The sequence below is a fragment of the Pareuzebyella sediminis genome, from assembly GCF_008367235.1.
GTDB lineage: Bacteria > Bacteroidota > Bacteroidia > Flavobacteriales > Flavobacteriaceae > Pareuzebyella > Pareuzebyella sediminis.
In genome coordinates this window covers 813,311-835,275 of the sequence record NZ_VTZS01000003.1, presented here as the reverse complement: position 1 = coordinate 835,275, position 21,965 = coordinate 813,311, and the positions used below count along the sequence as shown (strand labels likewise).

The window sequence follows — 21,965 nt, the reverse complement described above, 5'->3', positions numbered from 1 at the left end:
CCGGGCGTAAAATTCCTGTGCCGCCCTAAAAAAACTTTTTTAAAAAGCTCTGGGGCACATAACGGTCTTGGTTCCGCTTGCTTGTTTGAAAATTGGTCTAACCTTCCCTTTTCCATATTGTCTATTCCAATATTGGACTTCTATTTTTTTCTTTTAAAAAAGTAAATTGTTTTGTTTCTTGATTTATCTCTTGTTTAGTATGGTAGACACTTTTGTCAATGCTGCCTGGACAATTTAGTCTAGGCTGCCCGGAAACTTTTGTCGGGGCAGGGTTGTCCGTTTCTGGACCAAAATGCAGCAGACTTTTTAGATAGCGTTTTCTTCCGTTAAAGGAAGTCTCCGCTATCCAGCCCATGGATTTTAGTTCTGAAATGTACCTTGTGACCTGTCTTTCGGAAATATGGAGAAAGGAAGCGATGTATTTGTTGGACATATAACATTCCCTACCGTTTTCGGTAAAGCTGTGGATCTCCAGGAACAAGATCTTCGCGTACCAGTTCACTTCCGGATTCAGATAGATAATTCTTGGTATCCAGATTCCTTGAAAATTCCGCTCCGACAGTTTCATATTAATGGGAAGTTATTTCCTGTTCTTCAACAGGGACTCATTGAAAAGCTGTTCCAAGCTTTCGTCCGATAACTCCGGATTTCCCATCAACCAGGCATCGATTATGTCCTTGTCGAAGAACTTCTGGCGGATATGGGGATTGTTCCCCATGGGGATGAGCTTCAGGTGGGTCAGTTTGTAGATCTTGCTCTTGGACAGTCCGGTGTAGGCGGCAAGGTCGTCCACGTTCATTACTTTTTTTTGGTGCCAGAGCAGTCCCTTGATATCGGAGAGCAGCCCCACCACGTTTTCGTTTTCTTCCATGGTATTTCTTTTTAGGGTTCGGGCCAAATTAGAAGTGCAGGTACCGGTAAAGGAAAGCAATGGAAATTTTAACGTTTGAAAATGGTGGATTTTAAGGAATTATCAACGAGTCTTAGAAAACGCTTCGAATTGCGCAATAGGCAATTTTCATTTGATCTTTTTGCACGAAGGTATTTATGGCAGATGCTATTGGGATGAAAAATGTTTTAACAATCCATAGTTAACATCATGAAATCGGAAGCTGTAGGATTTGTTGTCCCTATGTTGTCCCCATTTAAAAAAGAAAGCCTCCCGATTTCTCGAAAGGCTTGCTATCACTGGGCTCCCCCTCTTGGGCTCGAACCAAGGACCCTCTGATTAACAGTCAGATGCTCTAACCAACTGAGCTAAGGAGGAAAATATGCCACTAAATAACGATTTAGCGGGTGCAAATATAATCGTTTTTTCAAAACCCTCAAACAAATTGCGGGCAACTTTAAGGGTAAAAAATAAATAGGGCCACAGTCCTGCAACATTGGCCCTACCTTATGTATAAAATCAGTGCGTTATTCAACAATCATGCTAAAGTCTTGAACCGTTTCATTTCCGGAAACGATAACCACCTCTTCGGCAATCTGTGTGGCATATCCGTTACGTTCAATAACAACCTCATAAGTTCCAGAAACGAGACCCTGAACCAGATAACCTCCCGAAGCGTCTGTAAACGTAGTCATTTGTACTTCGCCATCCTTTAAAATTGACAATTGGGCTCCCTCTACATCTGTTGCGACATCTTCTACCAAAGTTCCTACCTGACCCATCAAAGTTCCCGCAACCGACATATTCGATGCCCTGATCACAGGTTTGTACGTAAAGCCCGTTATTTCGGAGACCTCCTTGGTGCTTCCTTTGGCAATGAAAGACTGGCTCACATCGAAATCGAGCAACAATTCACTGGTCAAATTGCCGCTAACAATCAGTTCAGGGGCAATGAAAATCTTTATTCCACTTTGTTCGCCACTTGGTATCTTGAGATCAAACGTTCTACCATCGGTCAATAAAATAGTGGCATCCTTGACAAAGACCCTGACCAAATCATAACTTCCGGCAGGCACTTCGGTGTCACCCAACGACTCGGTAACTCCGTTTGTAAGTTCCAAAAGGTTCACGTGCTTTTCACCCGCAAAAAGCACTTGAAAGGCATCATTTTCATCACCTTCAAGGGCTTCATCTGATTTTAATCGTGCATCTATCTTGAAAATGGTAACATTTGCTTCTGACACCATATCGTACGGAAAAGGGGCGTCCGTAAGTTGTACCGAAATTTTACCAACTTCTACATACTGAAGTTCATTTCCGAAAGGCGAGTTGGAACAGGCGGACAATAGCAATGTGCAAGCCAGCACCGTGCCAAGCACGGTCTTGATTCTTTTCATAGGTTAAATTTTTAAGATTATTCGGGGACGTTATGTCAATAACGCATAATAAAGGTAATTACACAAAGCCATAATACCTCATTTTTTCGATAAAGCGCAATATGCAATTGAAAAGTTACACCAAGTCTGATACCTGTGAACCCTCTATAATCCCCTGTTCATCAATGCATAACCAGTGACCTGTTACATTACTTGTTTTGCCCTGCGAAGAACGTTTATTTTGTTAGCCAGCGATAAAGATCATTCCCATTGGCAAATACAATCAAGGCCAACAACAAAAAGAAACCGACCATTTGGGCATACTCTAGAAATTTGTCGCTAGGCTTTCTACCCGTAACCATTTCGTAAAGCAGAAACATCACATGCCCACCATCCAAAGCAGGAATGGGCAACAAGTTCAAGACGGCCAACATGATGGAAAGAAAAGCCGTGGTTCCCCAAAAAACGCTCCAATTCCAAGAATCGGGAAAGAGCCCTCCGATAGCCGCAAATCCTCCGACACCTTTATAGGCCCCGGTGTCGGGATTGAATATTTTTTTCAATTGTTTGAGATAGCCCGTTAGGGTATCTACCCCCTTGTCAATTCCCGCAGGAATGGATTCCAAAAATGAATACTTGATGGTTTCGACCCTCAACAGACCCCTTTTCTCCATTTCCTTCATGGATAACAGACCGGGGCGAACACCTATTTGGGCGGAATCATTGATGACCACTGGAATTATTTTCCTCACCTCATTATCGCGTACTACGGTCAAATCGACCTCTTTGCCTTTATACTCCTCAAGAATCGGCTTTACCTGATCAAAGTACTCAATCTTCTGACCTCCGATAGCCACAACCTCATCGGCTTTTTCGAGACCGGCATCCTTGTTTAAGGACTCAGGGGAAACTTCGCCTATTACAAATGGAATTCGTGGCCCTAGAAATCTGGCCCTGTCCATGTCGTCTATGAGCGTAGCAATAAAATCGACGGGGATTTCTTCATCAAACACTCTACCATCTCGCTCAATGGTCAAGGTATTCCCATTAATGATTTCCATGAGTACCGCATCGAAATCCTCCACTTTTTCTCCGTCCACCGCTAAAATTTTGTCCCCTGTCTGTATCCCGATCTTGTCTCCAATCGATTTTTCTACAACATGCACGCCGTCTTTCAAACTATCGGCAGGGATATATTCGTCGCCGTAGGCATAAGCCAGCCCAATATATATTACCAAAGCAAGAATAAAGTTGACGGTAACGCCCCCCACCATAATAATCAGGCGCTGCCAGGCCGGTTTGCTTCTAAACTCCCACTCTTTAGGCTCTTCTTTCATGGCCTCGGTATCCATGCTTTCGTCGATCATTCCGGCAATTTTCACATATCCTCCCAGAGGAAGCCATCCGATGCCATACACCGTCTCGCCAATTTTCTTTTTAAAAAGGGAGAACTTGACATCGAAAAAAAGATAAAACTTCTCGACTCGCGTCTTAAAGATTTTTGCGGGAATAAAATGCCCAAGCTCGTGGAGCACGATTAAAAGCGAAAGACTTAAAAAAAATTGTATGGTCTTGATCAGTATTGGACTCATCTAGGTTTTCTAAAATTAATAGAACTTATTTCAAACTATTCCTCGCCCCATGTCGGTTTTTGCCATCACCAAAATAAATTCAGCGCACAAAAGTACACTTTTAAGTACTCTTAAAAAAAGAAAGTCTATGTACCTAGGAGTTTTTAAGAAACATTTAGCAGCCCCCGAACGAATACCGCTTGAAAGCCATAAAAGTCTAACGTATCTTTGCACAAAAGCGTATGCGGTCGTTCTTCAGCAAATACAAATTCTTTGGAATCGTTCTATTTTGCATCTCGTGCATCATCGTATATCTTTTTTATGACGCGCTTAAGCCCAAAAAAATCTTACCTATCTATCAACCTTCGATGGTAAATTCCGAACTGGTAGACAGTACGGTGCAATACATTAAAAAATATCACACCATTGGCCCCTTCTCGCTTGTAAATCAAAATGGTGAGCAAATTACCCAAGACGATTATCGCAATACGATTTATATCGCTGATTTTTTCTTTACGACTTGCCCGACCATATGCCCTATTATGACTAAAAACATGGCCGATATCCAAAGTCGTATAGGTCACGATGATGTAAAACTGTTGTCACATTCAGTGACGCCCGAAATTGATTCTGTAGCACAATTGAAAAAGTATGCCCTTGAAAAAGGGGTAGACGACAGGAAATGGAACTTGGTTACCGGAGACAAAAAGCAAATTTATGAGTTGGCCCGAAAATCATACTTGGCGGTTAAGGATGACGGTGATGGTGGCCCTTATGACATGATTCACACTGAAAATTTTATTCTTGTGGATAAGGAAAAGCGAATTCGCGGTTTCTACGATGGCACAAAATCCGAGGAAATCGATCGGTTGATGGAAGATCTAGAGGTTTTAAGATCCTCTTACCATAAAGATTAAGACATCATTTTACTACCCTTAGGGGGCGACCTACTTCTATTTTACGACGCTACAGGCCACGTAGATAGGTTAAATAAGCGTCGGTATATGTGACCAAACCCGAAGCAATTGACCTTATCCTATCCTGCCCCAAGTTATATAGCGTTCAATATGCCACTTCAACTTCCGCTTCCCCTTAAAAATCGTTTGTCTTTTTTTGGCAAACCTCCGTCTATTCAAGATTTTTCCCTTAAATTTGTTGTTACTTATAATCAATCTAAATAAAAATTGACTGTAACCGTAGCACAGTTGAAGAGAGGGCAAAAGGGCATAATTAAAGAATTTGCCGATGATATTCTGCCTATAAAGCTTTTAGAACTTGGCTGTTTACCTGGCAATGAAATAGAATTGGTGCAGGTAGCTCCCCTTAATGATCCTATTTACATCAATGTCAATGGGTCTCATATCGCCATTAGACGAGAAACGGCACTTCTCATAGAACTGGATGTTTTTGAAGATAAGGTCGTCGTATGAGCAAACAGATCAACGTGGCCCTTATAGGAAACCCAAATACGGGTAAAACTTCAGTATTTAATCAATTAACGGGCCTTAATCAAAAAGTAGGCAATTATCCGGGGATTACGGTCGAAAAGAAAGAAGGTATCTGTAAATTGGCCCGAGGAGTCAAGGCCCACATTTTAGACCTACCGGGTACCTACAGCCTCAATACGACCTCCCTTGACGAGAGCGTCGCCGTAGAACTGCTGCTCAACAAAAATGACAAAGACCATCCCGACGTCGCCATTGTTATTTCGGATGTCGAAAACCTGAAAAGGAACCTACTGCTCTTTACCCAGATCAAAGACCTGAAGATACCGGTAATTCTGGTTATCAATATGGCTGACCGTATGTCGCGCAAAGGCATATCGATCGATATTACTTTGTTAGAGGAAAAGCTAGATACCAAAATTGCCTTGGTCAGTACTCGTAAAGGAACGGGGATCGATCGTTTAAAAGAACTTATCGCAGATTACAAGAATCTCTCCACGGCTCCTAATGTCGATACCACGGTCATTGCCCCCGAATATTTTGACAAATTAAGGACTACGTTCCCGAAACAAGACCTGTATAAGCTTTGGTTGGTAATCACACAGGATGTGAATTTTATGCCCATCGAAAAAAAGCTTATTAAAGACACCTCCTCCTTTGCTACAAAGTCATCCTCTGAACTCAAACGGCTACAACAAAAAGAAACGATTCTTCGGTATCAATTTATTAATGGTATCCTCAAGGAAACCTACAAAGTAGATTTGACCGCGGCAAAAGGGTTTAGGGCAACTCTTGATAAAATTCTAACACATAAGGTTTTTGGTTATCTGATTTTCTTCATCATTTTATTGACCATTTTTCAGGCCATCTATGATTGGAGCAGCTATCCCATGGACTTTATCGACGAACTTTTTGCTTCGGCCAGCGAATGGGTCAAAAACACATTGCCTCCGGGAATGTTCACAGACCTTCTGGCAGAAGGTATACTTGCGGGTATCGGCGGTATCGTCATCTTTATACCGCAAATTGCATTTTTATTTCTCTTTATTTCATTGTTGGAGGAAAGTGGGTACATGAGCAGGGTGGTCTTTTTGATGGACCGTATTATGCGCCCTTTTGGTTTGAGCGGTAAAAGTGTCGTTCCTTTGATATCGGGTACTGCCTGTGCCATTCCAGCTATTATGGCGACCCGTACTATAGAAAGCTGGAAGGAACGTTTGATTACCATTTTGGTCACCCCCTTCACCACTTGTTCGGCACGTCTGCCGATTTACCTTATTATAATTGCCCTTATTATTCCAGAAGGCCGCATTTTGGGATTGGGGTACCAGGCATTGACCTTAATGATGCTATATCTCATAGGTTTTGGTGCCGCTATATTATCGGCTATGGTGCTAAATAAGGTTTTAAATATAAAAAGCCGAACGTTTTTTGTCATAGAAATGCCGAATTATAAGCTACCGATGCTAAAAAACGTAGCTTATACCGTTTGGGAAAAGACCAAAAGTTTTGTGCTTGGTGCAGGAAAAATCATATTGGCCATTTCTATAATCCTTTGGTTTTTGGGTTCTAACGGATATTCGGAAGAATTCAACGATGCGGAGGCCATTGTTACAGAACGGGTTCAATCCGAAGGTTTTTCCAACTTCAACCAATCGGCCATCGCAGATGACCTTCGGTCTTACACCAAGGCCCTCAACGATAGTGTTTCATCCGGCGTATACGATATTAGCGCTTTGGCTATCAATGACTCTTTGGAACAAAAAAAAGCTACGCTATCCGAAACGGCCCTTCAACAAGAAATCTCAAGTTACAAACTGGAAAACTCTTACATAGGCAAGCTCGGTAAGGGTATCGAACCCATAGTTAAACCTTTGGGCTATGATTGGAAAATCGGTATAGCCGTATTGACTTCTTTTGCAGCAAGGGAAGTTTTCGTTGGTACATTGGCCACCATCTACAGTGTGGGAAGCGACCAGGAGGAAACGATAAAACACCGTATGGCGGCCGAAGTGAACCCAGAAACACAGAGGCCATTGTTCAATCTGGCATCCGGTATCTCTTTGCTATTATTCTATGCCTTTGCTATGCAATGTATGAGTACCCTAGCTATCGTGAAAAGGGAGACCAATTCTTGGAAATGGCCCGTTTCTCAATTGGTATTTATGAGTGTTTTTGCGTATCTTATAGCGTTGATTGCCTATCAAATTCTCAAATAAATCGTCATGTTTCAATCTATACTGGTTTATATTATTCTTGCGATTGCCGTGGGATACTTAATAAAAAAGTTTTTACTGCCCCGATCGCTCTTTGTATCCGGTTCCGATAAATCCAAACCCTGTGGTCAAGATGATTGTGGATGCCATTGACCTACCTTTTGGGGGTACCATAAGCTTTTCTAAAACTTTGTATCCGACCCTTTCAACTCCGTTGTTTGTACTCCCACATACCTTAATTCGTTAAAAAAACAATAATTCGGTATTAATTAAATCAAAAAAACTTCGGAATCTTCATCTGCTATTGCTTCTTTTGGGTATAATTTTAACGAATGTCCAAAACCCTCGCCCTTACGCTTTTCATTTTTGCAACTTCTGCGCACTATGGACAAACACTGACCGCAAGAATTCTTGACTCGGTCACGAAAAAACCTATACCCTATGTCACGGTGCAGTTGAACAATCGAGGGATGATTACCAATGAGGAAGGTCGTTTTACCTTTATCTTGAACGACCAAGTGGCACCGACCGACTCTTTACATATTTCTTCCATTGGTTATGCATCGATAGGTAAACCTATTCAAGAATTCAGCGAAGGTATTATCTATCTGAATCCTAAAGCAATCGAACTGAATCCGGTCATCGTAACCAACAAGAACTATACTCCAAAAGAAATTTTAGAACTCGTTGAAGACAACCTGAGCAAGAACTATAACATGGGGTATGGAAAAAAGAGGCTTTTTTTACGTGAAACCTATCAAAATACCGTGCTCAAAAGTGAGTATGTTATCAAAAAATCGACTATTGACGCTTTTAACAAAGACTTTCTAGATAGCGTTGTACGGAGTATCCCAAAAAGTAATACCTATTATACCGAAATGCTAGGAGACCTTTACGGGGGCGCTGACGAGGACGAACAAAAATTAGATCTCATCAAAGCATCGGAATTGTACGATAAAAACAAAGCCCTCGATTTTGAGGCCCTGGAAAAAAAGTTTGATGCCATAATAGAAGAGAATGTGAAGCCTGATTCGTATTTCAAGATAAAATCGGGACTGTTCGGCACCAAGATCGACGAGGAAGAAATGGACGGGCTATTTGAGACCGATATCGATTCGACCGATACCGCAGCCTTGAATGCATACTTGGAAAAAGAGAAAGAGAAGAAGGAAGAGCGCAGGAAGTTCTTTTCCAGTTTTAAGCGCAAGACCTTAGGCAATCTGTATACCAACCTACCCATCTTCGACGATAGCGATTACAATATAATTTTCAAACCTCGGAAGTATGATCTTGTGCTTGAAAATTACACCTACATCGGAGATGAACCAGTGTATGTAATCAGTTTTGTTCCCGATGGGCGTGCAGACTACCGGGGCACGCTGTACATCAATTCCGACGACTTTGCTTTGATTCGAATGGATTTTGAAAACGTAAAACCACTGCGTGATTTTAAATTGCTCGGTGTGTCCATCAATGAGTACCTCGCCAAAGGACGAATCATATTCAACAAAGGCGATGATGGCAAATATCATCTAGGCTACTACGATGTGGTCAAGGGCGTTCGCGTAGGAATCAATCGACCCTTGAAAATCATAGAAAAAAACAAAAACGTGAAAGGTCGTAGAAAACAGAATGAGCTGGCCATGAAGATAGACGCCGCCTTTGGCAATCGTAATCGTTACGAATTGGTTATTTTTAACGAAAGCCCTATCAACTCAGGTGAGTACGAAGCGTTTAAGGAAAATAACGATGTGCTTCCGGAATATATGCCCAACTACGACCCGGATTTCTGGAAAGGCTACGACATTATCGAACCGAATCAAGCCATTAAAGAATTTACTTCGGAAACCGAATTCGGTGACCCATAAGATGACGTATTTTTACTTGTAGCAGGTTGGTAATCCTATGTTTGCGCGTCAGAAATAGTTGCCGATAAAAAAATAACCTAGCAATCCCCAACCTGCTACCAATAACAACCCTCCAATGGGTGTTATAGGACCCAGAATTTTTAGTTTCTTTCCTTTGGCCGCACTAAGCGTTAGTCCGTAAATGCTGAAAGAGAATAGAAATATTCCGAATATAAAACAGTAGGCCATGATTCGTTGCAAGGGAGTATCTAAATTCAGGTTAAAACTCAACACTAATAGCACCAATGCATGATACATTTGATATTTGACCCCTGTCTCAAAACTTTTGAGTTCATTTTCAGAGAAGGTTTTTTTAAGGGCGTGAGCCCCAAAAGCACCAAATATCACGGCTAAAAGCCCATATAGTGCGGCTACCGACTGAGTTAGAAGTATCATAGAGTGTATTTGTGCAAAGTTAGCGATTGTTCAAACACCTTAGAGAACAATCCCTTGTTACCTCAAAATCCTTAGACATGGCACATCCGGTACGTTCCTGTAGTCATCATAGTATGATTTGAACACTCTGGTCCTTGGTCACCATAAATGCACATTCCTTATAGCTGGGAGGGCCAAAGGTCTTCATGTGTCCCTTTGAAAACCCACATTTTTCCTTAGGTATTCCCAACCAATTGACGTCTAAAAGGTTATTCCCATTTTCATCATGAAATATTGCGATCGCATACTCTCCCTCTGGGAGATCTTTAATCGCTATTTCGGTTTTCCCCTTTTTGGCCAAGATACTATCGCTCTTAAAGACTTTATCGAATTTCAAGAAGCCATCTTGCTTATTATAAACTGCTACACTAATATTACCTTTGGATGTGGCCACCCCAAGAACGGAAACATTGAGCGTATTTTGCGCTATAGCGAAAAACGGCAGTATCATCATGAGAATACTGATTCTTTTCATAATTTAAGTTTTAAAATACATTGGGCGTAAAAGCATTCTCGACTATATTTATTATTTTAAGTCATTTCGGTTCTTTGACGACCTTTGCTAAAAGAAATTGGTACAACTTGTCGGTTTCGGTCGAGTCCTTCAAATTAATATAGAGCTTTAATGAATCGTGATGTACCAATTTGATTTTTTGGTTCGTGAGATTATCAACATAAACATAGACCCTTTTATCGGTGAGCGAATCTTTAAATTCCCTAAAAATACCTTTTTCAGTATCTAAAGCCGAAAAGCCATTGATCCTTTCCATAGGTGGAATTTTCTCGAGCAGGTCGACACTATCCAATTCTAAGAATGGTACTTTTTGATAATAAAAGCCCGACAAGACCTGCATCCCCTCCGCATTTGTTTTCGTCCAGTTTTTGCTATGCATTACAAAGGCTGTTAGGCAAATAATGACCGTAATAACTAGTAGTATATTCCAAAAAACAAGTCGTTTATCGCCCATATTTCCAGAGAATTCCCATAATTTCTGAGGAAAGGATAAGCACCTTTCTCTTTCCCCCCTTTTCTAATTTATCCATTTTTCAAGCTAAAATCACCAACCGTATAGTATAACGTAGAAATATCATTAAACTTATAAAATCGCTACATATGAACCAAGATTTTATATCTTCAAACTAGAATACCAAAACTGTATGGCCCTAGACACAAAAGAACACAAAAGACTTGAAGCCCATTATTCAAAACATGAAGACTGGCTCAAGTGGGGGCCTTACCTGAGTGAACGCCAATGGGGTACGGTGCGCGAAGACTATAGCGCCAATGGTGACGCCTGGAATTATTTTACGCATGATCACTCTCGAAGTCGAACCTATCGGTGGGGTGAAGATGGTATTGCCGGAATTTCGGACCGCTATTGCAATATCTGTTTTGCTGTAGCCCTATGGAACGGTAAAGACCCCATTTTAAAAGAACGCCTTTTTGGCCTTTCCGGTCCGAGGGGAAATCACGGTGAAGATGTCAAAGAACTCTATTACTATCTCGAAAATACCCCCTCCCATGCGTACATGAAACACTTGTACAAATATGCTCAACGAGAATATCCTTACCTCGACTTGGTGGAAAAAAACCGAAATCGTGGCAAGAACGACACGGAATATGAGCTTTTAGATACGGGTGTTTTTGACAATAATGAATACTTTGATGTGCTAACAGAGTATGCCAAAGCGGATGTGGAAGACCTCTTGATCAAAATAAGTATTAGTAATAGAGGCCCTAAAGACGCTCCAATATATCTCTTGCCGACCTTATGGATCCGCAATTTATGGAGCTTCGAACCCATGAAGAAAAAACCGCTCATCAAAAAAGGAAAGGATGGTTTATCTGTTTCTGTCGAACATATTTACGTGGGTAACTACAATCTTTATTTCGAAGAGCCAAATCGCCTTTTATTTACCGAAAACGAGACGAATAGAAGTAGGATTTTTAATGACAAAAACAATCATCCTTTCAAAAAAGACCTGTTTCACGAAGCAGTAATTGCTAACGACTATTCCTTGGCCGAAAAAAATACGCAAGGAACCAAATTTGCTCCTCTTTACGAACTAAAGCTGGAACCTGGAGAAACAAAAACCATAAAGCTAAGGCTTTCCAACACTACTCATGAAAATCCTTTTGATGATAATTTCGATACTGTTTTTCTGGAACGTACCGCAGAATCTTCCGCTTTTTGGCACCAAGTCACCGAAAAATCATCTACTGACCAGCGTGACATACAGAAACAAGCGTTTGCAGGCCTATTATGGTCTAAGCAGTATTATAATTATGATGTTGAAAAATGGCTTGAGGGCGACGGTGATGACATACCCCCTCAAGAAAGATGGTTCGGCCGTAATAGGGATTGGCTGACCCTTCGAAACCATGATATATTATCCATGCCCGATGCTTGGGAATATCCGTGGTTTGCCGCTTGGGACACGGCGTTCCACTGTGTGACCTTCGCTATGATCGATCCTGATTTTGCCAAGGAACAAATGCTTTTGTTTACCAAAGAATGGTATATGGCTCCCAACGGACAAATACCGGCCTATGAATGGAACTTTAGCGATGTGAACCCTCCTGTTCAAGCATGGGCGGCCATACACATCTATCAAATGGAGCAGCGTATCAAAGGAAAGGGCGACCTCAAATTCTTAAAACGAATGTTCAACAAATTGGCCTTAAATTTTACTTGGTGGGTCAATCGAGAGGATAAGATGAACAACAACATTTTTCAAGGCGGATTTTTGGGTCTTGACAATATCGGGGTGTTCGATCGAAGCAATGCTATTCCCGGTGGAGGTACTCTTGAACAAATTGACGGCACCTCTTGGATGGCACTTTACTGCCTCAATATGCTAGAAATTGCCTTGGAAATAGCTGTTGAAGATGAAGCATTTGAAGATATGGCCATCAAATACTTCGGCCATTTCACCTTTATCGCCGAAGCCCTTAATAAAATAAGGGGTGGGTCTAGTTCTTGGGACGAGAAAGAGGGCTTTTTTTATGATACTCTTGTACTTCCAAATAAGGAGAAAGTACCGATAAAGGTACGGTCGATATCTGGGCTACTCTCTTTGGCCGCCGTCTTGAATATTAGAAAGGAAACTTTGGATAAACTGCCCCGATTCCGAAGTAGTATGGAATGGTTTCGTAAATATCGATTCGACACCGAAAAGTATACCGTAATTGAAGAATATAATCCTAACAAAGATGTGTTGCTCTCTCTTGTACCAAGAAAACGCTTGGAAATATTAATGAAAACAATATTGAACGAATCTGAATTTCTAAGCGAACATGGTATACGATCCCTGTCGAAAGCCCATGAAAACCCCTATTCGGTTCAAATAGATGGTCACACCTACAGCATCAATTATGAACCAGCGGAATCAACGACCGATCTTTTTGGAGGAAACTCAAATTGGAGGGGACCCATTTGGCTGCCGATGAATTATCTATTTATAGGCACTTTTAAAGAGTATCACAACCATTTCGAAGATCGTCTCAAATTTGCGTGTCCCACAGGAAGCGACACCTACTTAAATCTTAAGGAAATAGCCTTTGACATCAGCAGACGCCTCATTCATATTTTCAAAAAGGATGCCAACGACAATCGCCCAGTACACCTGCAGCATCAAAAAAAATACACCGACCCATATTTTAAAGATCTTATTCTCTTCTATGAATATTTCGATGGAGAAACCGGTCGTGGGGTCGGGGCATCGCATCAAACCGGATGGACGGCCTTAGTGGCCAACCTCATAGAAGAAATCAATAGGTAGGCCCTGCAGTATTCGATAGTCTAAGACATCACATATACATTTTTGGGGAGAAGCGCAATGGGCTCGTTTTAAAATACGAAGCAGCTATCCTGATTTGACAATCACACAATATCTTACACAATCTATACAAAAACCCTATGCTTGTAGGAGGCATAATACTACTTTTGATATCTATTTGAATCTTAAACTAAGAAGTTCACTCCCAACGAGGTTTAAATATCTGGGAGTATTACACTGATTAATACCGTTCGGTATTAATCTTATCCCCCTCTTTCCTCCAAAACAAAATTAAGATTTCCGATTGGGAAACACCCAATAACGGTCCATCCAATGTATTAACTTAATTCTTACACCATGGGAAAATCATCAAAACAAACTGTAAAGGGTACTGTAATCAATGAAAAGTACGGTCGATCCTTTGAGGGATTAGCGGTTGAAATCGTAGATAAAGACTTACGTCGTTATCCACATAGTAAACCGGCACCACTGGACAAAAATGGCGACTTCAGCCTTTCTTTTGAAACCGATGACCAAAACGAACAAGAGGCTATCGGGTATTTACAGGTCGTCAATCGCAAAGGAGAAGTTATTTCCTTTCAGGAAAAGGATATTTTCAATAGCAGTGGCTCGCTTGAAGAGTTGGAGATAACCCTTCCCAGTGCCGCGTTAAGCTCCTCAACTTTTGAATTTGCCCGCCACAATTTCAAATCAATAGTAGCTATTAATCCGAACTACTTCGGCGCTTTGGAGAAAAGCGACATTACGGATCTTTCGCCTTCCATTACATCGAAGCAGGGAGACACGAGATATGAAGAACTTGATTGTATTGGTCTTTTTCCCGAAAAGGATGAGGTCGAGGCCGTCTTTAAGGTTAAATTACCTTACGGCTTCGGCGGTGGGTTATGTACTGATGGCAGTAAGGAATATATAGCGTTCTACATCGACTATGGCTCCGGATTTCAATCGGTAGGCCCTGCAGTTTCGGTAAACACCCATGATCTTGCAGCCTCAAGGCACAGACCGATTTGCTACGCGGCCAAACAGTATGTAGATTTCAACAAGAGAAGCTGTAAGAAACCCTATTTGGTAAAGTTAAGAGCGATACTTAGCTGGAATACCCCTCCTACCGGGCCAAACTATGTTCCGGCCTGGGGTAACTCCGTAGATGCCTGGATTCAGATCGACCCCTCAAAAAAATCATGGCAATTGGTGACATCCGACCTAACGGAGCTTGCCTTGCAAAAATCGTATACCGACCTACAGGTTTCAAAAAAAGAGCTCATCGAATCGTTATCCAGCTCCCTTGATTATAATACCAAAAATCTCGAGGATGAACGGGTGGAGTTTAAGAAGAACATAATTGAGAACCCGAACTACTATGGGGGTCTGAGCGATAAAGATCATATTGAGGATGCCGTTGTCGCTATTAATAGTCTACCTGCCGACATTCTCGAAAAGTACAAGCCAAAGCTTATCGACCCCAAATGGCTATATCCGGTAAACCCGTTCTTATACAACACCAATTATGAAGAACTTACCTGCGTGGGACTATATCCGGAACGGGATACCTTAGAGGCCACCGTGGCCATAAAAAAGCAAAACGGCTACAAAGGAAATCTCTGTTCTACCGGTAGTGAGGAATATGTGGCATTTTATGTCAATTGGGGCGATGGTTTGGGGTACCAGCACGAAGGCACTACCTTTTTCAGGGCCCATGATATTCCACGTGATGTCAATCCATTGATGTATGCCGTGAACCTTCGCATAGACGATATGGAAAAGAAGTTACAACGGTGTCAAGAAGAGAACATTGTTAGGGTTCGTGCCATTCTAAGTTGGGAAGTGGCCCCTAGCGGACCCAATTATAGACCGGCCTGGGGGAATGTAAAAAACTGTCGAATTCAAATTAGGCCAGCCAGTGGAAATAGTGCCAAATGCGAAATCCAACACGTCAATAAAGTACTGGTCGAAGACATCGATTCGCAAGGGTATGCCCGTAAGGTAATTAACAATACGACCTTATCCCCTACCATCTTCGATAGGCCTTTCGGCAGTATCGTTGCCCTATGGGGCAATGTCAATGTGCCCGGTACTTTTTATTATCGTATACGCTATAGTGATGACAACGGACTTACCTGGAATACGGTAACGGATAAGAGAAGGTATAAGGTCAATAATTTTACGGTTGGCTTCAGAACACCCGACTCGAATGGTTGGTTCAACAGCAGTCAATATATCGCTGATGTGGGTAATTACAGTGATACTGCCCTTGCAGAGTGGTCTACCGGAGGGCGGAGTGGAAAACATATCGTTCGTCTAGAATTGGCAGACTTTTTCAAAAATCCAATTTCAGGGCAAGTATGCCAGGTCACCGTGTATTTAGACAATAAAAACGTCAATCACTATTCCTTCACGGGATCGACCATACCACAAGAAGGTGTGATTGTAAAAGATACGGCAGGCACGATTAAAAAATGTGGTAAATATCAGGCAGGCGAAGATGTTGTCGTTTATGGCAATTTCGAGGATGAGCATTTCAACGCCTTCTCCTTGGTATTGTTCGGTGGCAACCTACATTCTTCCGGCGTAAACATTACACCTGCTATCAACAAATACGATGAAGGTGGGGTGTTGGATACTCATGGAACGATAGGTGCTTCAGATCCGTCCAGTGGGTCGGTACTTACCACAGTGGATATGCCAACGATAGGAGCTAATGTAGAATGTGCCTATGGTATACGCATGGTAACTTCCGACCGTGCTATCCTAGGGTACTTTTCGAACTATATCTTTAAAACCACCTCGCATAGCAATGCAGTGTATGTTACCTTTAATTGGGAACCATAATAGTTCTATTACTTTCAGGAGAAAAACCGGTCCAAAAGTGGACCGGTTTTTTTACTTCGGGATAGTTTTCATAAATACCTCGCTTTAGTGGCGAAAGCGCTTAAAGGCGAATTCAAACAGAAAGCAAACAGCTATAATACTCCCCACTATAAGCACCCCGGTACGATTAGACCCGAATTGCTGCACCAATAATACCACAAATGCACTGAAGCACAAGAGCGTAGCAATCAAAGGCATCACCTTTTTAGCCTTGATTTCTTCGGCATTTTTAAAGGCTACAAAATTGACTACTGCAAAGATGAGCAAGAAACCTGCACTGCCCGAAGTTGAGATGCTTTCCAGATTTACAAAATTCGCTACACCTAAGGTAAAAAGGGCCGTAATAAAAAGACCGATTGGTTTATTCCAAAGTTGATAGGTAAATTCGTGTGGAAGCTCATCGTCTTCGGAGAGTTCATAACTCACGCGGCTTCCCCCATAAATACTGGCATTGATTGCCGAAAAAGTTGATATCATTGCGGCAATCGTCATCACGGTAAATCCTATCTGGCCGATAAGGGGCTTCGAAGCCTCGGCCAATACATAATCCTTTGCCTGGGAAATGGCATCAAAGGATAGCGAGCCCACGGTAATAATGGCAATAGCGATATAAAGCAGGACCACGAAACCTACCGAATAGAAATAGGCCCTCGGAACCATGCTTTTGGGGTCTTGCATGTCGGGTGCGGCATTGGCGATTAGCTCGAAACCTTCATAGGCTACAAAAATGACCATCCCTCCGGTAATCAACTGCAGAGGTGTTTCCCAGTTCGCGGGGTTTAACTGGGCTATGTTTTCATTGCCGAACAGCCCATATATTCCCAAAGCCACAAAAGCCAATAAAATGATCAATTTTACAAAAACAGTAATACTCTCGATGCGTCCGACAATTTTGATACTGTAGTAGTTGATTAGTGTCGCCAAAAGAACGACAGATGTAATAAAGAGATGGGTGTCTATCGATTTCGTTCCCGTTAGGGAGATAATATTTGGCGCATATGAGCCAAATGCACTTGCATACAATGACAACATAATAATATAGCTTATCCACAATAGGTTGTTGATACCCCCACTAAAAATACCTTTGCCGAAACCTTCATTGACGAATTTTACTGTACCTCCCCGATCTGGATAAGCCAGGGATAATTTGGAGTACGAATATGAAGTGAATAGGGCTATTATTCCTGCGAATAAAAAGGCAAGGGGCGTACCGCCCTTGGCCAAGGACACCGCCAGCCCTAATACGGCAAAGATGCCCCCGCCGACCATTCCGCCGATACCGATTGCTATGGCGTCCTTCAAAGTGACTTTATTTTGACTCTCCATATTAAATTGATTTGTTTCTTTAACCTGACTCCTTTCTTAAAATTCACACGTCAAATACACTCAATTGTCTTAATCTATCCTTTGGAATATCTCATCGAAACATGAAAGATCAATTCAAAGTACTTAAGCAAACGTGTAAAATTAGGGTTTATATCATTAAGGGTTAATCCATCCTTATGAAAAGTAAAGTATGGTATCCTTTTTAACCTCTCATACCATTTCTTTTAAATAATCTTTCCAAAAAAAATATTCGTTTAAAAATTCCGCTTAAAATGTCATAAAAACAAAGAATAGTGCATTTCATCGAAAAAAATAGCTATTTCGTCGATGCTCATCCGATTTAATATAGTTTTGTTTTTCCAAACTGATAGTAATCTATTTCTGAAAAATTCATCAATCCTGTCTTACAAATAACATAAAAGCAGGAATGTTCCAGCTATAGAAACGTTTACATGAACATATTCATTGGCTCTAAAGAAAACCCCCATATCTTGAAAAGTTTTACGTGTTTTTTATTAGCCATACTAGGTACGGCATGCCAAAATGTAATTGGCCAAAACTCAAAAGCGTTAACCTACCCTTCGATTACAATCGTTTCGGCTTCTGGAACTACAATCACAGAAGCCGGCAGCTTTTCATTTACGGTCGGACATTCGAATAATATATTGATTTTATCGGAGGAAGGCGGTGTACTCGAAAAGGATACACTACAAGATACAACCTCAACTGCATCTGTAGTGCCCAAAACCACGCTGGAACGGATTCCAGAAGCTGAGGAAGTTCATGAGAACCATGAAAATCTAGCCGAACTTGAACTAAACATATCCCCCAATCCCTTTGCGGAAAGGATAAACCTGAAAATCGAAGAATTCGAGTTCAGACAAAAAAAAGACTATCGTTTTGAGCTTTTCGATACCGCCGGAAATATGCTGGATTCGGAGCAATTAGAAACTGGTGAAAAAGAAATTATTTTAACGAACTTCCCAAGGGGCATCTACTTTCTAGTGCTATACAGCGAGGGAAAATTATTAAAATCATTCAAGTTAATCAAAAGCAACCCATGAAGACAAGCTACCTACTGATCTACTTATTCCTTCTTCAATCCTTTATGGTTTTCGGGCAGACCCCGGAAAGAATAAGCTATCAAGCTACTATTTTAAAATCAGACAATTCGGTATTGCCAGAAACGCGTGTAGCGATGAAAATTGCGATACTTCAACACAGTTTTTCTGGTAATTCCATATATGAAGAAGTTCACAATCCAATAACCTCTTCTACCGGGATAGTTAGCCTCGAAATCGGTGGCGGAACCCCAATCAGCGGCAAATTTTCGGAAATCGACTGGGCAGAAGGCCCTTATTTCATCGAAACTTTGGTCAAAATAAACGGAGATGATTCTTTTAGGCTCATAGGGTCTTCAAAGTTACTAAGCGTGCCTTATGCCCTTCATTCTAAAACCGCGGAACGCCTTGTCGGCGATGGCGATTATGTGTTAAAGGCCATGGTTTTTCCTTTGGAAAATTCGAGAGACGTCAGTAGTGCTGATATCGGAAATATCATAGAATGTACAGCTGATGCCACATTGACCTTGACCTCAGACTTTACCGATATGAAAATCGGTGAGATGATCAACATTGAAGCTCACAACGGGGCTATACTGAATGTAGAGACCGAAGGTCAGGTAAAACTGAACTATACTCCCAATGGGAGTGCCACTTTTGAAAGTGTCCCTGGCAATGTTCGATTCGGCCTCATTCGTAAAGTAGATGTAAACTCCTATATCATTTCAGGTCAATGAGATTATTTTTCATATTATCCATTTTTGGTTACTACACGGCAATGTTTGGCCAAACTTATACCTACAGTTTAGATAAAGACTCTAATACGTCCGCATCGGCCCTGGAGAAGGTCAGCACTGGAAACGAGCCGGAAGAGGATGTCTATTTTAATGCATACCTCTTGCCCATAGAACGTGCCGACGAGTTGCAAAAAGCCCTAGATACTTATGGTAGCGTGCGTTTGGAAAGAGGGAAATATACCGGTGACCCAATTGTCTTAAAAACTGGGCAAAAACTAATTGGGCATCCCGCCATTACCATAGTTGACGTTCCGATTACCATTAAGGCCGGCAGCAGTAAAATTCGATTACAGAACATCAATCCTAAAACGCTAAAGTTCGAATCTGGTGCCCCGATAAAGCATAATATTTTTAAGACCATTCAATACACCGATATTTATTGCAAGAACTGTTCTTTACAAGGAAATAGTTTCGTCAACATGGAAAAATGCGTGGTTCGATTTGACTGTAGTCAATCCGGTTATTTTAGAAATAATAAATTCATCAAACTTTGGACCCATACAAAGTCACCCCAGACGGTGATGAAGGGCAATACCACAACCCCTAGTTATGGCAACGTCATCCTTTGGCGAAATTACCTTATGCCTATCGGTGACGCTACTGAATTCGACCAAATCGAATCATTGACCATCGTGGGTATAGATGCGGAATCGTGGAATTTTAAAAACCAAGGGGACAAGCCCTTACTATATATGAGGGATATAGGGAATTTGAAAATCGGAAGCTTTTCTGGGCTCAACCATGGGAAAAACCCAACTCCTTCCTTCGATATCGAAGCGGAAAATATGTTAATAATGGGCAAAAACATTTATTCCCGATCTCAAAATGATATTGTCAGGTCGGGTACCAATTTCATAATGTTTTCGGGGCAATTTGAGGAATATTCCTATTTGAAAGATCCCGCTTATCTCAATCTTAAAGCCTATTTCAAAAACAAAGACGTGTATGTGAATGATTCCAAGGTCACATCCAAGATTTCAACTACTTATGCCGATAAAGTAGAACAAATGTTGACCAAAAAAGATGTGAAGACTTGGGAAAGACCATATTTTCATGCACCTCCAAACCCGGTGGGTGCCGAGCGAATGGCATCTCGGTCGGGAAAGAAAGACCGGTCCGATGAAATACAGGCCATGATAAACCGTGATGGCATCGCCGAATTAAAAGAAGGCATCTATTACATCGCAAAATCTTTGATTATAAAAAATGGGCAAGGCATTGTTGGAAAAGGCTCCGGTAAAACGGCGATTGTCGGAATTACCGACGACTTTTCCCTTATTCGTTCCGGAGATGATGTTTCGAGGGAAAACAAGACCAATGTGCATTACTATTTAGCCCATATGACTTTGCAGGGTGGGCTGAAAGGATTCTTGGTAAGTCCAAAAGGGAAAGAAAATAACAGACTGCAGATGAGCTCCTGTGTATTCAAACACCTCAATTTTAGGAACCAAAAGTTTGGATTGCACTTCGACCAATTCTACGGAGTCGACAACAACTTTTTTGACAATGTGAATTTTATTGACTGCGAAGCCGGAATCATGCAGACACCTGATCCCACTTTCGATGTGCATTCCGGGGAGACGACGACCATGATGTATTTGGACAAGAATGTCTTTTACAAAAATCAGATAATACGTTGCAAGACCGGTTTCAGTCTTTTGTCTCGAAGACCGAACCAACTTAACGCTTGGATCGAGTGCAACTTTGATGGGAACGGGATTTCAGTAGATATGGAAAAACCCATCAATCCTATATTTGCAAACTGTAATTTTAAGAACAGTAAGGGCGAATATGTTATCGGAAGGGAAAAGGCGGCAAGTTTCTACAATTGCGACTTTACCAATAATGATGTCAGAAGCATTTTTAGATTGCAAAAAGCCTATATCGAAGGTTCGAGATGTTACGGAACCAACCGTTTGTTCTCAAAATGGTCAAGCGATGCACTAATTTTAAACACTATGGTACAGGGCAGTCTAGGCTCAATGAAGAACGGACTCTTCGTCAATAATAACTTTACCCGATTTCCTGATTTCAATTATTTGATGGTAGAGGTAAAAGACACTAAAAGAGCCGTACTTATCGACCGGGCTAGCTCGGCTAAACCCCAGTTTCTTGTTTGGCAAAATTAAATTCAGAATTTAGGTTATCTAAATCAAAATCAGGTGCTTATACTACTTGTACAAGAAGTTTGTATTCGTAGTGTTACAGTTATCTGCGGGGTTTGCCGCTAGAAATAACCCTTTTTCTATCAAGACTTGATTACATAGACCTCG

The 21,965-nt window shown here is 41.4% G+C and carries 17 protein-coding genes and 1 tRNA gene; 9 read left to right on the top strand and 9 right to left on the bottom strand.

Annotation, left to right across the window (positions count from 1 at the left end; translation table 11 throughout):
* Positions 1–121: 121 nt before the first annotated feature.
* The 5 genes from F2B13_RS14095 to rseP all read right to left on the bottom strand — a co-directional run bounded on the left by F2B13_RS14095 (position 122) and on the right by rseP (position 3,857).
* Positions 122–568 carry a helix-turn-helix domain-containing protein gene (locus F2B13_RS14095; RefSeq protein ID WP_149304446.1) on the bottom strand — a complete coding sequence of 149 codons (447 nt, stop codon included), beginning with the start codon at positions 566–568 and terminating at the stop codon, positions 122–124.
* Positions 569–580: 12 nt separating this feature from the next.
* On the bottom strand, positions 581–931 hold the full coding sequence (locus F2B13_RS14090) for a helix-turn-helix transcriptional regulator (protein ID WP_149304445.1): 351 nt from the start codon (positions 929–931) through the stop codon (positions 581–583).
* A gap of 262 nt (positions 932–1,193) precedes the next feature.
* Positions 1,194–1,267 (bottom strand) — tRNA-Asn (locus F2B13_RS14085).
* Positions 1,268–1,416: 149 nt separating this feature from the next.
* Positions 1,417–2,286 carry a DUF4382 domain-containing protein gene (locus tag F2B13_RS14080; RefSeq protein WP_149304444.1) on the bottom strand — a complete coding sequence of 290 codons (870 nt, stop codon included), beginning with the start codon at positions 2,284–2,286 and terminating at the stop codon, positions 1,417–1,419.
* Positions 2,287–2,501: 215 nt separating this feature from the next.
* The gene (gene rseP / locus F2B13_RS14075; protein WP_149304443.1) at positions 2,502–3,857 is read right to left on the bottom strand and encodes an RIP metalloprotease RseP; all 1,356 of its coding nucleotides are present in this window, start codon (positions 3,855–3,857) and stop codon (positions 2,502–2,504) included.
* Positions 3,858–4,078: 221 nt separating this feature from the next.
* Here rseP and F2B13_RS14070 point away from each other — a divergent pair, with 221 nt between their 5' ends.
* The 4 genes from F2B13_RS14070 to F2B13_RS14055 all read left to right on the top strand — a co-directional run bounded on the left by F2B13_RS14070 (position 4,079) and on the right by F2B13_RS14055 (position 9,365).
* Complete coding sequence (locus tag F2B13_RS14070) at positions 4,079–4,753, top strand: SCO family protein (RefSeq protein WP_149304442.1); 675 nt, start codon at positions 4,079–4,081, stop codon at positions 4,751–4,753.
* 267 nt (positions 4,754–5,020) lie between these two features.
* Entirely contained in the window at positions 5,021–5,266 is a 246-nt protein-coding gene (locus F2B13_RS14065; RefSeq protein WP_149274173.1) for a FeoA family protein, read from the top strand.
* A complete protein-coding gene (feoB, locus tag F2B13_RS14060) occupies positions 5,263–7,500 on the top strand; it encodes a ferrous iron transport protein B (RefSeq protein WP_149304441.1) in 2,238 nt (745 codons plus the stop codon). The genes F2B13_RS14065 and feoB overlap by 4 nt, the downstream gene beginning before the upstream one ends.
* 329 nt (positions 7,501–7,829) lie before the next feature.
* Positions 7,830–9,365 (top strand): peptidase associated/transthyretin-like domain-containing protein, encoded by a 1,536-nt coding sequence (locus F2B13_RS14055; RefSeq protein ID WP_149274168.1) that lies wholly within the window; start codon positions 7,830–7,832, stop codon positions 9,363–9,365.
* A gap of 48 nt (positions 9,366–9,413) precedes the next feature.
* Here F2B13_RS14055 and F2B13_RS14050 read toward each other — a convergent pair whose 3' ends face one another.
* The 3 genes from F2B13_RS14050 to F2B13_RS14040 all read right to left on the bottom strand — a co-directional run bounded on the left by F2B13_RS14050 (position 9,414) and on the right by F2B13_RS14040 (position 10,732).
* Positions 9,414–9,800 carry a DUF423 domain-containing protein gene (locus tag F2B13_RS14050; protein ID WP_149274166.1) on the bottom strand — a complete coding sequence of 129 codons (387 nt, stop codon included), beginning with the start codon at positions 9,798–9,800 and terminating at the stop codon, positions 9,414–9,416.
* 106 nt (positions 9,801–9,906) lie between these two features.
* A complete protein-coding gene (locus F2B13_RS14045; RefSeq protein WP_149274164.1) occupies positions 9,907–10,314 on the bottom strand; it encodes a DUF2141 domain-containing protein in 408 nt (135 codons plus the stop codon).
* A 61-nt stretch (positions 10,315–10,375) separates the two neighbouring features.
* Entirely contained in the window at positions 10,376–10,732 is a 357-nt protein-coding gene (locus tag F2B13_RS14040; RefSeq protein WP_232622898.1) for a hypothetical protein, read from the bottom strand.
* Positions 10,733–10,997: 265 nt separating this feature from the next.
* Here F2B13_RS14040 and F2B13_RS14035 point away from each other — a divergent pair, with 265 nt between their 5' ends.
* Positions 10,998–13,622, top strand: a complete 2,625-nt coding sequence (locus tag F2B13_RS14035; protein WP_149274160.1) for an MGH1-like glycoside hydrolase domain-containing protein — start codon at positions 10,998–11,000, stop codon at positions 13,620–13,622.
* A gap of 354 nt (positions 13,623–13,976) precedes the next feature.
* Entirely contained in the window at positions 13,977–16,469 is a 2,493-nt protein-coding gene (locus F2B13_RS14030; RefSeq protein WP_149274158.1) for a hypothetical protein, read from the top strand.
* A gap of 84 nt (positions 16,470–16,553) precedes the next feature.
* On the opposite strand, the gene F2B13_RS14025 is transcribed toward F2B13_RS14030, so the two are convergent.
* Complete coding sequence (locus tag F2B13_RS14025) at positions 16,554–17,834, bottom strand: APC family permease (protein ID WP_149274156.1); 1,281 nt, start codon at positions 17,832–17,834, stop codon at positions 16,554–16,556.
* 452 nt (positions 17,835–18,286) lie between these two features.
* On the opposite strand from F2B13_RS14025, the gene F2B13_RS14020 reads away from it, so the two are divergent.
* The 3 genes from F2B13_RS14020 to F2B13_RS14010 are packed head-to-tail and all read left to right on the top strand — an operon-like array spanning position 18,287 to position 21,821.
* Positions 18,287–18,898, top strand: coding sequence for a T9SS type A sorting domain-containing protein (locus F2B13_RS14020; protein WP_149274154.1), 612 nt, complete (start codon positions 18,287–18,289; stop codon positions 18,896–18,898).
* Complete coding sequence (locus F2B13_RS14015) at positions 18,895–19,632, top strand: hypothetical protein (RefSeq protein WP_149274152.1); 738 nt, start codon at positions 18,895–18,897, stop codon at positions 19,630–19,632. The genes F2B13_RS14020 and F2B13_RS14015 overlap by 4 nt, the downstream gene beginning before the upstream one ends.
* Positions 19,629–21,821: a hypothetical protein gene (locus F2B13_RS14010; protein WP_149274150.1), complete on the top strand. Its 2,193-nt coding sequence runs from the start codon at positions 19,629–19,631 to the stop codon at positions 21,819–21,821. Before F2B13_RS14015 ends, F2B13_RS14010 begins: the two co-directional genes overlap by 4 nt.
* Positions 21,822–21,965 lie beyond the last annotated feature (144 nt).

Bases quoted from the DNA above. Each gene is read 5' to 3' on its own strand.
- F2B13_RS14095 (WP_149304446.1), bottom strand. From the start codon at position 568: ATGAAACTGTCGGAGCGGAATTTTCAAGGAATCTGGATACCAAGAATT.
- F2B13_RS14080 (WP_149304444.1), bottom strand. From the start codon at position 2,286: ATGAAAAGAATCAAGACCGTGCTTGGCACGGTGCTGGCTTGCACATTG.
- rseP (WP_149304443.1), bottom strand. From the start codon at position 3,857: ATGAGTCCAATACTGATCAAGACCATACAATTTTTTTTAAGTCTTTCG.
- F2B13_RS14070 (WP_149304442.1), top strand. From the start codon at position 4,079: ATGCGGTCGTTCTTCAGCAAATACAAATTCTTTGGAATCGTTCTATTT.
- feoB (WP_149304441.1), top strand. From the start codon at position 5,263: ATGAGCAAACAGATCAACGTGGCCCTTATAGGAAACCCAAATACGGGT.
- F2B13_RS14055 (WP_149274168.1), top strand. From the start codon at position 7,830: ATGTCCAAAACCCTCGCCCTTACGCTTTTCATTTTTGCAACTTCTGCG.
- F2B13_RS14050 (WP_149274166.1), bottom strand. From the start codon at position 9,800: ATGATACTTCTAACTCAGTCGGTAGCCGCACTATATGGGCTTTTAGCC.
- F2B13_RS14045 (WP_149274164.1), bottom strand. From the start codon at position 10,314: ATGAAAAGAATCAGTATTCTCATGATGATACTGCCGTTTTTCGCTATA.
- F2B13_RS14040 (WP_232622898.1), bottom strand. From the start codon at position 10,732: ATGCATAGCAAAAACTGGACGAAAACAAATGCGGAGGGGATGCAGGTC.
- F2B13_RS14035 (WP_149274160.1), top strand. From the start codon at position 10,998: ATGGCCCTAGACACAAAAGAACACAAAAGACTTGAAGCCCATTATTCA.
- F2B13_RS14030 (WP_149274158.1), top strand. From the start codon at position 13,977: ATGGGAAAATCATCAAAACAAACTGTAAAGGGTACTGTAATCAATGAA.
- F2B13_RS14025 (WP_149274156.1), bottom strand. From the start codon at position 17,834: ATGGAGAGTCAAAATAAAGTCACTTTGAAGGACGCCATAGCAATCGGT.
- F2B13_RS14020 (WP_149274154.1), top strand. From the start codon at position 18,287: ATGAACATATTCATTGGCTCTAAAGAAAACCCCCATATCTTGAAAAGT.
- F2B13_RS14015 (WP_149274152.1), top strand. From the start codon at position 18,895: ATGAAGACAAGCTACCTACTGATCTACTTATTCCTTCTTCAATCCTTT.
- F2B13_RS14010 (WP_149274150.1), top strand. From the start codon at position 19,629: ATGAGATTATTTTTCATATTATCCATTTTTGGTTACTACACGGCAATG.